The organism is Actinoplanes sp. ATCC 53533 (assembly GCF_003947245.1).
Genome location: NZ_QHHV01000333.1, coordinates 1 through 11,957, shown reverse-complemented (window position 1 = coordinate 11,957; position 11,957 = coordinate 1). Strand labels below are relative to the sequence as shown.

The window sequence follows — 11,957 nt, the reverse complement described above, 5'->3', positions numbered from 1 at the left end:
GGCGGGCTGCGCGAGACCTTCAAGGTCCGGAAGATCAGCTTCGGCGTCGGTGTCGAGCGCACGTACCCGATCAACAGCCCGCAGCTCGACCGCATCGAGGTCGTGACCCGCGGCGACGTGCGTCGCGCCAAGCTCTACTACCTGCGTGAGCTCCGTGGCAAGAAGGCCAAGATCAAGGAGCTGCGCGAGAAGCAGACCGTCAGCTGAACCCACAAGCAGTCCGGGCCGTATTCACTCGGACTGACGTTTACCGCGCGGGCGCACTACGCTTGCGCCAGTGACGGATGGGAATCAGTGCTATCGCGGCAGTCGCCGCGCTGGTGGACTATTCGCACTACCGCCCGACACGTCCTCCGCGGGGGATGCCGGGCGGTAGTGCTGTATCCGGGGCGGCTCGACCGGACGGCGGCGGGAGATGCGTAGCGTGGAACCGATGCAGGGGTATCGAGCCTCCTCCTCCGGCCGTCGCCGCGGGCGGGTGATCCGGCGCAAGGAGATGCCCCTCTGGCAGGAGTTGCCGCTGCTGCTCGTGGTGGCGTTCTGCCTGGCCGTGCTGATCCGCACCTTCCTCGTGCAGGCGTTCTACATCCCGTCCGGTTCGATGGAGAACACCCTCGCGATCAAGGACCGGGTCCTGGTCAACAAGGTCGTCTACGACATGCGCGACCCGCTGCGCGGCGAGATCGTGGTCTTCCGCGGCACCGACAACTGGGCGCCCGAGCAGCCGGCCGAGCCGGTCAGCAACACCTTCGGCGCCAAGCTCGGCCGCACCATCGGCGACCTCGTGGGCGTCAGCCGTCCGGGCGAACGGGACTTCATCAAACGGGTGATCGGCCTGCCCGGCGACAAGATCGCCTGCTGCGACGAGCAGGGCCGGATCACCGTCAACGGCGAGCCGGTCGACGAGCCGTACATCTTCGAGGACTCGCCGCTCGAGGCACCGCCGAATCCGCGGCAGTGCACCAGCCGCCGGTTCGCCGAGGTGACCGTCCCCGCCGATGAGATGTTTGTCATGGGCGACCACCGGCTGGTGTCCCAGGATGCCCGCTGCCAGGGCCCCGTGCCCATCGACAACATCATCGGCCGGGCCTTCGTGGTGGTGTGGCCCACCAGCCACTTCACCAGCCTTTCCGTGCCCGACAACTGGAAGGCCTACGCGGCCGACCACCCGGTCGCGGCGGCGCCCGCCGGTGAATATCCGCGGCACGACCCCGATCCCGTCACCGCCGCGGCTATGCTGCCGTTCCTCTTAAGTGTCGGGGTATCCGCGCGTTCCGGACTGTGGTTCCGGCCCCGGGGACGTAGGCTCCGATCGTGATTGACGAGCACACCGAATCCAAGCGCAGCGGTTCGTTCTGGCGCGAGCTACCGATCCTGCTGGGAGTGGCGATCCTCGTCGCCGTCCTGGTGCGCTTCTTCGTGCTACAGACTTTCTACATCCCGTCGCCCTCGATGGAGCACACGCTCAACGTCTGGGACAGGGTGCTGGTCAACAAGCTCGTCTACGACTTCCGGGAGCCCCGTCGCGGCGAGATCGTGGTCTTCCGGGCCCCGACCGAGTGGCAGAGCGGCACCGAGGGCGAAGACTTCATCAAGCGCATCATCGGCGTCAGCGGCGACCACGTGGTCTGCTGCGACGACCAGGAACGCCTGATGATCAACGGGCACTCGCTGGACGAGCCGTTCATCTACACCGACGCGGACGGCAAGCAGGACCCGGCGGCGGACGAGAAGTTCGACATCACCGTGCCGGCCGGGCGCCTCTGGGTCATGGGTGACCACCGCTCCGCCTCCGGCGACTCCCTGGAGCACTGGGAGCAGAGCGAGGACATCCAGGCCGCCACGATCAAGACCGACTCGATCGTCGGCCGGGCGTTCACCATCTTCTGGCCGGTGTCCCGCGCGACCTGGCTGTCCGTGCCCAAGGAGTTCGACAGCATCCCGGACCCGGCGCAAGCCAACTGACCCGGCATCAAGATCGACCACGGGCGCAATAGGCTGGGGGCGTGACGTTCATCAACCGCCGGGCCGGCCGGGTCCTGCTCATCGATGCCGCGGAGCGCACGCTGCTGCTGCACGGGACCGACCCGGCCCGCGCCGACCAGCGATGGTGGTTCACCCCCGGCGGCGGCCTGGCCGAGGGCGAGACCCCCGCCCAGGGCGCGGCGCGCGAGTTGCTGGAGGAGACCGGCCTGCGGGCCGACCCCGCCGAGCTGGGCGAGCCGGTGCACCACGAGACCGCCGAGTTCAGCTACGACAACCGGCAGTACCGGCAGAAACAAGACTTCTTCCTGCTGCGGGTCGACGAGTGGCAGGTCGACACCGCGGGCTTCGACCCCGAGGAGCAGCGGACCATCCTCGGGCACCGCTGGTGGTCGGCCGACGAGATCGACGCCTCGACCGAGCAGATCTTCCCGATCGGGCTCGCCGACCTGGTGCGCCGCTGCGCACCCGTGCAGAGCCCCTGATGCTGAGCCCACCCCGCACCGTGGTCCGCCGCGAAGGCGGCCTCTACGCCCTGGAACGGGCCCTGCAGCGCCGCGGCTTCCGGCACGTCGCGGGGGCCGACGAGGCCGGCCGCGGCGCCTGCGCCGGGCCGCTGGTCGCCGCCGCGGCCATCCTGCCCGAGGGCAAGCGCGGCGAGATCGACGAGCTCGCCGACTCCAAGCTGCTCACCGCCGCCGCCCGCGAACGCGTCTACGGCGAGGTGGTGGCGCGCGCGCTGGCCTGGTCGGTGGTGATCGTCCCGCCCGCCGAGGTGGACGGCCGCGGCCTGCACGTGTGCAACCTGGCGGCGATGCGCCGCGCGCTCGCGTCGCTCACCACCCGCCCCGAGTACGTCCTGACCGACGGTTTCCCGGTCGACGGCCTGGGTGCACCGGGTCTCGCGGTGTGGAAGGGCGACCGGGTCGCGGCGTGCGTGGCGGCGGCCAGCGTGCTCGCCAAGGTCACCCGGGACAGGCTGATGGTGGAGCTGGACGGCAGGTTCCCGGACTACGGATTCGCGGTGCACAAGGGCTACATCACCGAGGAGCACAGCGCGGCGCTGACCCGGCACGGTCCCTGCGCCGAACACCGTTTCTCGTACGTGAACGTGGCGGCCGTCTCGGGACGCGGCAACCGCCCGCCCCGGGCCCGCCGCCCGACGAATCCGCCCCCGGTCAACGCCGAGCCGCTGATGCTCTGGCCAGCGGCGGAGGGTACGGTCGGCGTGGCGTCGGGCGAGCAGCCTCGGCCGCCGGTGCCGGTGGGGGAAGATGAGGCCATGGAGGGCGAGAAGCGATGAGCGCAGAGGATCTCGAGAAGTACGAGACCGAGATGGAGCTGCAGCTCTACCGGGAGTACCGCGACATCGTCCGACAGTTCTCGTACGTGGTGGAGACGGAACGCCGGTTCTACCTGGCGAACCAGGTGGACCTGCACGTCCGCAACTCCGACGGCGAGGTCTACTTCGAGGTCGAGATGCACGACGCCTGGGTCTGGGACATGTACCGGCCGGCCCGCTTCGTGAAGAACGTCCGCGTGATGACCTTCAAGGACGTCAACGTCGAGGAACTCGAGAAGCCGGACATCTCACTCCCGGATGAAGCGGGCTTCGGCGGCAGCTAGGCCGGATTTTGTTGGTTGAGCTCGGCATTTTATCGGTTGAGCTCGGCGGCGGGTCGCGGTTGTCCACAGGGCGGTCGCTGCGCGCTTGGTTGTCCACAGGGCGGGTCGCGGCGCGCCTTGGTTGAGAGCACCATGCCCGGCATGGTGCTCCTCCTTTCGGTGCTCATGGTTCTCGGTGGGCCACCGGTCCCTTTCACCAGCCCTGCTGTCTCCTTCGGTGGGCCGGCCGTCTCCTTCCCCGGGCCGGCCGTTTCGTTCGCCGGGCCTGCGGTTTCGTTTGCTGGGCCGGGTGCGTCGTTCGCTGGCCCGGCGGTTTCGTTTGCTGGGCCGGGTGCCTCCTTCGCCGGGTCTGCTGTCTCGCTTGCCGGGCTGGCCCGTGGTGGGTTCCGCTGGCCCGTTGCCGGCGCGCGGGTCGTGCGGCGGTTCGATCCGCCGCCCAGGCCCTGGTTGCCTGGTCACCGCGGGGCCGACCTGGCAGCCGCTTCCGGCTCTGTGATCCGGGCCGCGGGCGCCGGCGTGATCGTGTTCTCCGGCCAGATCGCGGGCCGGGGCGTCGTCAGCGTGGCCCATCCGGGCGGCCTGCGCACCACCTACGAGCCGGTGCTGGTCGAGCCGCATAGTCCCGGCGATCCCGTGGCGGCCGGCGAGGAGATCGGCACACTCGTGCCCGGCCACCCCGGCTGTCCCACGGCCGCCTGTCTGCACTGGGGATTACGTCGCGGTGCGGAATACCTCGACCCGCTCACCCTGCTCGGCCTCGGCCGCGTTCGGCTGCTGCCGCTGTGACCGCCTCAGCGCAGCGACGCCAGCAGCGGCCGGAGCCGCTCCGCCAGGGTTTCGTATTCCTCCGGGCGGTTGTAGACCTGGGCGCTCAGCCGCAGCCAGCCGCGGCCGCCCCAGGCGTTGATCGCCACCTCGGTCGCCAGCTTGTCGGCGATCTGCTGGCGCAGCGCGTGTGCCTCCGGCTGCGTCGTGGCCAGGCCGGAGGGCAGCGGCACGATCCGCATGGCAGCGTCGGCGGCGCCGGGCTCCGGCAGCTCGGCGGGGGCAAGGCCGAGACTCGCGCCGACCACCCGCTGACCGTAGGCCGCGAGCGCCGCATTGTGCGCCCGCACCGCCGCCACCCCCAGGGTGCGCAGCGTGAAAAGACCGGCCGGCGCGGCGAGCCACGACGAATAGTCGGCGGTGCCCTGGGACTCGACCGACAGCGGGAAGCCGGAATCGTGGTCCCACGAGACCACCAGCGGCTCGATCCGGCGGCGCCAGGCCGGCGCCACGGTGAGCAGGGCGGTGCCGCGCGGGGCGAAGGCCCACTTGTGCAGGTTGCCGACCCAGAAGTCGGCGCCGAGCCGGTCGACCCGGACGGACAACATACCGGGCACATGCGCGGCGTCGACCAGCACCGGGATCTCGTGCTCGCGGGCGGCGGCGGCGATCTCCCGCACCGGCAGCACCTTCGCGGTGGGCGAGGTGACCTGATCGATGATCAGCAGCTTGGTCTTCCCGGGCCGCAACGCGCCGCGAATCCGGGACACGACCTCGGCATCCGAGGCATCCAGCGGCAGGGCGACGGTGCGCGCGCTGGCCCCGTCCCGCCGGCACTGACGCCGCACGGCGATCGCATTGGCGCCGTACCCGTGATCGGTGAGCAGCACCTCGTCACCGGAGGCCAGCCGCACCGACTGCAGCACGAGCGACACCGCGGCGGTGGCGTTCGGCAGCAGGGCGCTGCCATCGGGATCGGCGCCGAGGAAGTGGGCGAGATGCCGTCGGGTATGGATGATGCGATCGGTTAGCCCCGGCGAGGCGAAAAAAGCCATCGGGTTGCGCTCGACCTCGTCCCGCAGGCGCTGCTGGGCGCGCTGCACCCCGATCGGGACGGCACCGAAGGAGCCGTGGTTGAGATAGGCGGTAGCCGCGTCGAGGGAGAAGAGGAGCCGCGCTCCCGGGATGGGCGGGGGCGGATCTCCGGCGCTCACGCACTGATCGTACGTGGTGCTCGCCGGGTCGGCTCGGCCGTTTCTGGCACGGCGCCGTCCCAGGCTCCCTGGGTGACCTGCGTGATCTGGTCGGCGGATGGGGCCGGGCAGGCTTCTGCGGGCGCTTGTGCGGGCGCCTTGTCGGCGGGTTCCGCGCGCTGACACGGGATGGTTGGTCGGGGTGGGCATCGGGGTCAGTGTGTCGACCCCGGCATGTTGTCCAACGCTGTCCAAGACGACCACCCGATACCGGAAACGGCCAGTACGATCCGCACCACTGAACGTTCTCGAACCGGAGGACCGATGCCCAACACCCTACGAACCGCCGGGCTGGCCGTGCTCGCCGCCGGCGTCCTGGCGGCCATCGCCGTGGCCCTGGCCACACCGATCACCGCAGGCATAACCGAGGCCCTGCGCAGCGGCCACACCAGCGTGAGCCCGGTGGCGGCCTGGCCGGCTCAGGCGTCGTTGGCGTTGACCGGACGGCTGGATCAGATCCTGCGACTGGTCCGCTGCCCGACAATCATCAACGGCACGCAATCTGTTCGCTAGATGTCGCAGCCGCCTGTCCGCGACGGCTCCACTGTCGCGGGATGAGCCCGCGTGGTAGGTCAGCAACCCGGTGTGAACGAAGGAGTGGTTTGATGCGTAGCACGATTCGGCCCCTTCGGACGGCGGCGGCCTGGGTGGGTGTGTCGGTGGCGGCGTTGACGGTGATGCTTGCGGTGTCGATGCCCGCTGCGGCGGGTGTGCCGGACGCGGTGGGCCAGGCGTGGACAAGCCCGGCCTGGTCGGCGCTGGCAGGCAGGGCGGAGACGATCCTGCGGTGGGCCCGATGCCCGATCGTTCGGAACGGCTCGCTCACTCTTCGGTGACTCCTGCTGCTCCCCTGACCCCGAGCTCACCCACACGCAGTCGAGTCCCCCAGCTACCGCATGGAGCTGGCCCGGCTGATCGTGGTTCCGGTCCTTGGGCACCTGTCCGTAGAGGGGAATGTCGGCGCAGCCGCAGCGGTCGCCGGTCCGGCCTCGCCCGGGCGGTCACTCGCTGCTTGCGGCAGGCGGCCTACCGGGTGGGCTCGCCCCGGAGGGCAATACCGTTGCGGACGGAAGGCTGGAGCAGCAACGGCACCAAACCAGACCCGTTCTTGATCGAAGGGCAGCGGACCAGGAGCAGCAGCGCGTCCACCTTGCCCGCGAGCACCGACCCCGCCCGGCTCGTCCACGCCCCGACCATCCCGCTGCCGGAACGCGCATCACCCACCGTGCCCGACAAGCCCACCACAACCGGCATCGATACCACCACCGTGACGGCCAACGCCGCCAACGCCCCACCCACTCCGGTCACGACCGTCTGCGATGGCAGCTTCTGACTGCGCATCAATCCACTCCCTCCACCAGTGCCCGGACCGACGAACCCGCTCCGCACACCCCGGATCCACCGACAACACGCCCAGGACCTCGGCCCACCGAGAAGCCCAGGCCACTGCGACGCGTTGGGCACATCCCGGGCATGGAAGCCCCGGATGGCCTAAGTGTTGTTCTCGATTGTGGGGCAGCGGGCCCACCGCAGGATCTCGTCCAGCCGTCCGGTCAGCACCGACGCCTGGGCCGGCCAGGCCGTCATTGGGCTCGCGTTGGTGTGGCCGCTGCGCAGGGCCTCGGTTGCGCGTGCTGTGAGCGGTATGGCCAGGGCCATGGCGATGGCCGCTGGGATGCTGGTGCCGAGTAGGACCAGCCCGGCGGTTCGTAGGGTGTTGGGCATCGGTCCTCCGGTTCGAGAACGTTCAGTGGTGCGGATCGTACTGGCCGTTTCCGGTATCGGGTGGTCGTCTTGGACAGCGTTGGACAACATGCCGGGGTCGACACACTGACCCCGATGCCCGCCGTAGAACGACCCACCTGACAGACCACACCAAATCGCGATGCGGCACCGCCCTCCGCGACGGAGCAGTGCCTGGTGGCGGTGCCGGACTCATCGGGGTCTTTGCCGAGCCCGCTGGGCGCCAGCGGCTGCAGCCGCCCGGGTAGGTCTTCTTCTCGACGAAGCTCACCGAAAGGCGGCGACCAGCAGTAATGCGACGGGCCGCCGTCTAGCGCGACCGGGAATCCATGCGTATTGGCTTGCGGCCATAACCAGCGAAGACGTCGAGCTGTCTCATGATCGCCTATGTGTAGCTCACTCCCAAGAACGCACCCGTTTCCGCGGGTTTGTGCGGGCGTCTTGTGTGGGCGCTTTGCCGGCGGCTTCGGCGGCGGCGTTGCGGGCGGGTAGGTGGGTGGCGGTAGTCAGGCGCGGGGGTGGGCTTGGTGGAAGGCGGCCCGGAGGCGTTCGGTCGAGACGTGGGTGTAGATCTGGGTGCTCGACAGCGAGGAATGGCCGAGCAGATCCTGGACCGCGCGCAGGTCGGCGCCGCCGTCCAGCAGGTGCGTGGCAGCCGAATGGCGCAGGTCGTGCGGGCTCGTGTGCGGCAGGCCCGCGGCCTGGGCGGCGGCGGCCACGATCCGCCGGACGACCGTCTGCTGCAGCCGGCCGCCCCGGGCCCCCAGGAAGAGGGCGTCACCACTGCCGGGCCGGGCCAGACCGGGACGGCCGTGCCGCAGCCAGTCGTCGAGGGCCCGCTCGGCCGGGATGCCGAAGGGGACCATGCGCTCCTTGGCGCCCTTGCCGAAGACACGGACCACCCGGCGCCCGTCGTCGATGTCGGCGGTGTCGAGGCCGCAGAGCTCACTGACCCGTACCCCTGTCGCGTAGAGCAGTTCCAGGACCGCTCGATCGCGTACCGCATGGGGGTCGGCGGTCGTGACGACCAGGTCCGCCGCCTGGTCGGCGCGCAACACCGACGGCAGGTCGCGGTGCGCCCGCGGGCTGGCCAGCTGCGCGCCGGCGTCGGCCGGGCAGAGCCCGGACCGGTGGGCCCATGCGGTGAAGGTGCGGGCCGCGGCCGCGCGACGGGCCTGCGAGGTACGCGCGGCGCCGTCGGTCATCCGCTGGGCGAGCCACCCGCGGAGCACCATGATGTCCAGGTCGGCCGGGGCGGCACAGCCGGCTGCCGCCGCATGATCGAGCAGCGAGACGACATCCCCGACATACGCCCGCACAGTGTGCGCGGAACGGTTGTCGACGCGGGCGAGATGCACCGCGAAGTCGTCGACCGCGGCGCGCATCGCGGGTGGCAACGATTCGTGGGCGTCGCGGGTGCTCACAGTTTCTTGCTCCACGCTCCTATCATTCCGCTTTTGGGGGTGGCATGGCAGCGGCGCGCGTCCGGGGCGGCATCGCAGTGCGTCTCCGCGGAGCTGGGCAGCCACCTGGACGTGCAGGCGTTCGCCCGGGTGGCATGGCAGTGCGTCTTCCGGGTGGCGTGGCAGCGCGTGGATGGGCTGGGGTGTGTGGCGTGATCATGCTGGTCGCGGCTTTGACGGCGTGTTCGGCGTCGTCGGATGCGTCCGGCACGCGGTCGGCAACTCCGCCGATGGCGACAAACGCGGCTCTTGGCGATGCGCCGGCGGCCGTTCTTTCTCCGTCCGTTTCGGCGCCGTCTGTTTTGGCCTCGTCTCCGGCCGCCGCGTTGCCATCGTTGGCCCCACCCGTGGCCGTCAGCGAGGCGAACTTCGTGTCGCCGTCCGGAAATATCGGTTGTTACCTGGACAGATCCGGAGCCCGCTGCGACATCGTGCGGAAGAACTGGCAGCCGCCACCGGCACCGGCCGACTGCGACCTCGACTGGGGCTTCGGAATCTCCGTCGATCAGGCGAAGGAAGCGACATTCACGTGCGCGGGCGACACGGTGCTGGGCGGAAAGGAAAAGCTGGCCTACGGAACGTCCCTGCGAGCCGGCGACTTCACCTGCAGCAGCGCCACCAAGGCGATGCGCTGCGAGAACACGAAGTCCGGACACGGCTTCACCCTGGCGATCGAGCAGTACAACCTGTTCTGAATTGTCAGACCCGGCTTCTAGGGTTGGTGCATGGCGAGTTGGCAGGAGATCGAGAGGGAATTCGCAGAGTTCGCGGCGAAGGTCAGGGCTCGCTTCGACGCGGGCACAAACAAGACGATCGCGACGGTACGACGAGACGGCGCGCCGCGGATCAGCGGGACGGAGCTGAAGTTCGAGGGCGGCGAGGTCACGTTCGGCATGATGGACGGTTCGATGAAGCTGCTGGACGTGCGCCGCGACCCGCGGATAGCGGTGCACAGCCCGACCCTCGAGCCGCCGGCCGACGATCCAGGAAGCTGGCCCGGCGACGCGAAACTGGCGGGCGCGGCGGTGGAGGTCGAGGAGTCACCCGACTCACCTGTGCCGGGAGCGGGCTACTTCCGCATCGACGTGACGGAGGTGTCGCTCACTTACCTGGGGGTGCCCGCGGATCATCTCGTCATCGAGTCGTGGGATGCGGCGAAGGGATATCGCCGCCGCGTCCGCAAATAGGGCAGTCGGCCGGATCGTCTGGGCGTGATCCGGCCGGGCCTGAGGAGCGGCGGCGGCGATGGTCTGGAGTCTTCCTCAGAGTGCGGTGGTCTTCAGCGTGCCGCTCGATTGAGGATTTCCCTCAGCGTGCCGCTTGTCGTTTCCCGGCGCACGCTGGTCTTCGGTGGGTCGCTGGTCTGGCGTCGTCTTGCTGCGCGCTGGTGGTCTGAGGTCCTGCGTCAGTGCGTCAGTGCGTCAGTGCGTCGGTGCGCTGGTGCGCTGGTGCGCTGGTGCCAGAATCGTGCCGGTCGCCGTGTCCGCGGAATTCTGGCGGCTCAGGGGCGGGTCAGCTGGACGCGGTCTGCCGGGTGGACCATGGTGGTGCCGTCGGTTGCCGTGATCACCAGGACCGGGACGCCTTCGCCGAGGCGATAGGTGCGGCGTTCCGCGTCGGTCGGCATGCGGGCGCCGGCGAACTCACCGCGGCCCAGGGTGATGATCTCGGTCTGCTCCGGCACGCGGACGAATGTCCCTCGTGGCCGATCGACCGTCACCAGGCCCTCGGTGCGCAACTGGCCGATGGCCTGGCGCACGGTGGTGCGGCTGATGCCGTATTCCTGAGCCAGCCGCAGCTCGCTGGGCAGCGGCTCGCCGGGGGCGAGGCTGCCCGACTGGATCTGGTCGCGCAGCAAGTCGGCGAGTTGGCGGAACACCGCGCGATCAGCCGAAGGATCGATCATGAGTCCCACCGTACGTGGTCACGATGCTCCATAGCATTGTACGTACGGGACAACGTCGGTACAATCGTTCGGCCACACTGAGAAGGCCGAGCTTGATCGGGTGGCGCCAGGCGGCGGCGGTCGGCGGTCCCGCGAGGTCCCGGCCGCCGTCTGCCTGTCAATGTCACGACGTTCGGGGCGGTTGGACCGAACGCCGATGAGCAACCTTCTGCCAAGCCGCCAACTGATCGGGCGCCTGGATTTGGGGCTGCGTCGCGACCATCGGCCGCGCTTCGACAGCTTTACCTCATGTGCCGTGCGTGCTGGGTGTGCGTGCCGGCCAAATCAGCTGGCCAAGGATCGACCACGGCCTCTACCCACCCGGTGTCAAGGGTCAGGGCGAAGCGGCTCTGGCACGGTCTCGGTGATCGCGACTGGTCGATGGTTGATCATGTCCTATGTCCTTAGTGGAGCTACTTGCGGTGTTCTTCCCGCACCTGTCCGGGCTGCGCATCACGAACGTGTCCGACACGGGCACGTCGATGCGGGTGCAGGCCGAGACCAGCACGGTCGCCGCTCGGTGTCCGGCCTGTTCCACCCCGTCATGGCGGGTGCACAGCCGGTACGAGCGGCGCCTGCTCGACACCGCGATCGCGGGCCGGGAGACCGTGGTCCGGTTACGGGTGCGGCGGTTCTTCTGCACCCTGGCAGACTGTGTCCGCCGGATCTTCGCCGAGCAAATCGACGGACTGACTGTGCGACACGGCCGGCACAGCCTGCTGGCCCGTCGCCTGCTGGAAGCGGTAGCGCTGGCGGTGGGTGGCCGGGCCGGCGCCCGCCTGACCAGCCACGTCGGTACCGCTGTGGGCCGGATGACGCTGCTGCGCCTGGTCCGGGCCCTGCCGGAACCAGTGGTGCCCGCAGTGACAGTCCTGGGCGTGGACGACTTCGCCTGGCGGCGCGGTCACCGCTACGGCACCGTCCTGATCGACATGAGTACTCACCAGGTGATCGACGTCCTCGACGACCGCAGCAGCCGACTCGCTGGCCGCCTGGCTCCAGGCGCATCCCGGCGTCGAAGTGATCTGTCGAGATAGGGCCGGCTGCTACGCCGAAGGCGCCACCCGCGGCGCACCCGACGCGATCCAAGTCGCCGACCGATGGCATCTGATGCACAACCTGTCCGACGCGGTGAACAAAGCCGTCGCTCACCACCGCCGCTGCCTGCAACCCGCACCC

17 protein-coding genes and 1 pseudogene are annotated in these 11,957 nt (G+C 69.7%); 13 read left to right on the top strand and 5 right to left on the bottom strand.

The annotated features are described in order from the left end of the window. The 7 genes from DMB66_RS56285 to DMB66_RS56255 all read left to right on the top strand — a co-directional run. Positions 1–207: 50S ribosomal protein L19 (locus tag DMB66_RS56285; RefSeq protein WP_125812215.1), on the top strand; the 207-nt coding region annotated here is incomplete at its 5' end. A 226-nt stretch (positions 208–433) separates the two neighbouring features. Then, entirely contained in the window at positions 434–1,318 is an 885-nt protein-coding gene (lepB, locus tag DMB66_RS56280; protein WP_125812214.1) for a signal peptidase I, read from the top strand. After that, positions 1,315–1,965, top strand: coding sequence for a signal peptidase I (gene lepB / locus DMB66_RS56275; RefSeq protein WP_125812213.1), 651 nt, complete (start codon positions 1,315–1,317; stop codon positions 1,963–1,965). The genes lepB (DMB66_RS56280) and lepB (DMB66_RS56275) overlap by 4 nt, the downstream gene beginning before the upstream one ends. 41 nt (positions 1,966–2,006) lie before the next feature. Further along, positions 2,007–2,468 (top strand): NUDIX hydrolase, encoded by a 462-nt coding sequence (locus tag DMB66_RS56270; protein ID WP_125812212.1) that lies wholly within the window; start codon positions 2,007–2,009, stop codon positions 2,466–2,468. Further along, positions 2,468–3,286, top strand: a complete 819-nt coding sequence (locus DMB66_RS56265) for a ribonuclease HII (protein WP_125812211.1) — start codon at positions 2,468–2,470, stop codon at positions 3,284–3,286. Before DMB66_RS56270 ends, DMB66_RS56265 begins: the two co-directional genes overlap by 1 nt. Continuing rightward, positions 3,283–3,609 carry a DUF2469 domain-containing protein gene (locus tag DMB66_RS56260; protein ID WP_023561849.1) on the top strand — a complete coding sequence of 109 codons (327 nt, stop codon included), beginning with the start codon at positions 3,283–3,285 and terminating at the stop codon, positions 3,607–3,609. The genes DMB66_RS56265 and DMB66_RS56260 overlap by 4 nt, the downstream gene beginning before the upstream one ends. Before the next feature lie 165 nt (positions 3,610–3,774). After that, the gene (locus DMB66_RS56255; RefSeq protein WP_370321330.1) at positions 3,775–4,395 is read left to right on the top strand and encodes a murein hydrolase activator EnvC; all 621 of its coding nucleotides are present in this window, start codon (positions 3,775–3,777) and stop codon (positions 4,393–4,395) included. Positions 4,396–4,400: 5 nt separating this feature from the next. On the opposite strand, the gene DMB66_RS56250 is transcribed toward DMB66_RS56255, so the two are convergent. Next, positions 4,401–5,588: an aminotransferase class V-fold PLP-dependent enzyme gene (locus tag DMB66_RS56250; protein ID WP_125812209.1), complete on the bottom strand. Its 1,188-nt coding sequence runs from the start codon at positions 5,586–5,588 to the stop codon at positions 4,401–4,403. A gap of 303 nt (positions 5,589–5,891) precedes the next feature. Between DMB66_RS56250 and DMB66_RS56245 the strand changes: the two genes are divergently transcribed. Next, on the top strand, positions 5,892–6,140 hold the full coding sequence (locus tag DMB66_RS56245) for a hypothetical protein (protein WP_125812208.1): 249 nt from the start codon (positions 5,892–5,894) through the stop codon (positions 6,138–6,140). 513 nt (positions 6,141–6,653) lie between these two features. Here DMB66_RS56245 and DMB66_RS56240 read toward each other — a convergent pair. From DMB66_RS56240 to DMB66_RS56230, 3 genes are all read right to left on the bottom strand, one after another. Beyond that, entirely contained in the window at positions 6,654–6,968 is a 315-nt protein-coding gene (locus DMB66_RS56240; RefSeq protein ID WP_125812207.1) for a hypothetical protein, read from the bottom strand. Positions 6,969–7,118: 150 nt separating this feature from the next. Continuing rightward, positions 7,119–7,352 carry a hypothetical protein gene (locus DMB66_RS56235; RefSeq protein ID WP_125812206.1) on the bottom strand — a complete coding sequence of 78 codons (234 nt, stop codon included), beginning with the start codon at positions 7,350–7,352 and terminating at the stop codon, positions 7,119–7,121. A gap of 524 nt (positions 7,353–7,876) precedes the next feature. Beyond that, positions 7,877–8,755, bottom strand: coding sequence for a tyrosine recombinase XerC (locus tag DMB66_RS56230; RefSeq protein ID WP_125812216.1), 879 nt, complete (start codon positions 8,753–8,755; stop codon positions 7,877–7,879). A gap of 78 nt (positions 8,756–8,833) precedes the next feature. Between DMB66_RS56230 and DMB66_RS62010 the strand changes: the two genes are divergently transcribed. Genes DMB66_RS62010 through DMB66_RS56220 form a run of 3 tightly spaced genes read left to right on the top strand, consistent with a single transcriptional unit; the run spans position 8,834 to position 10,020 of the window. Further along, complete coding sequence (locus DMB66_RS62010; protein WP_158647695.1) at positions 8,834–8,989, top strand: hypothetical protein; 156 nt, start codon at positions 8,834–8,836, stop codon at positions 8,987–8,989. Positions 8,990–8,991: 2 nt separating this feature from the next. Further along, positions 8,992–9,528 (top strand): DUF6636 domain-containing protein, encoded by a 537-nt coding sequence (locus DMB66_RS56225; protein WP_370321328.1) that lies wholly within the window; start codon positions 8,992–8,994, stop codon positions 9,526–9,528. Positions 9,529–9,558: 30 nt separating this feature from the next. Continuing rightward, positions 9,559–10,020 (top strand): pyridoxamine 5'-phosphate oxidase family protein, encoded by a 462-nt coding sequence (locus DMB66_RS56220; protein WP_125812204.1) that lies wholly within the window; start codon positions 9,559–9,561, stop codon positions 10,018–10,020. Positions 10,021–10,334: 314 nt separating this feature from the next. Here DMB66_RS56220 and DMB66_RS56215 read toward each other — a convergent pair whose 3' ends face one another. Beyond that, on the bottom strand, positions 10,335–10,739 hold the full coding sequence (locus DMB66_RS56215; RefSeq protein WP_125812203.1) for a winged helix-turn-helix domain-containing protein: 405 nt from the start codon (positions 10,737–10,739) through the stop codon (positions 10,335–10,337). Positions 10,740–11,185: 446 nt separating this feature from the next. On the opposite strand from DMB66_RS56215, the gene DMB66_RS56210 reads away from it, so the two are divergent. Then, a complete protein-coding gene (locus DMB66_RS56210; RefSeq protein WP_158647694.1) occupies positions 11,186–11,815 on the top strand; it encodes a transposase family protein in 630 nt (209 codons plus the stop codon). Next, positions 11,799–11,957, top strand: a pseudogene (locus DMB66_RS66380) (ISL3 family transposase); the annotation flags it as partial. The gene DMB66_RS56210 and the pseudogene DMB66_RS66380, both read left to right, overlap by 17 nt.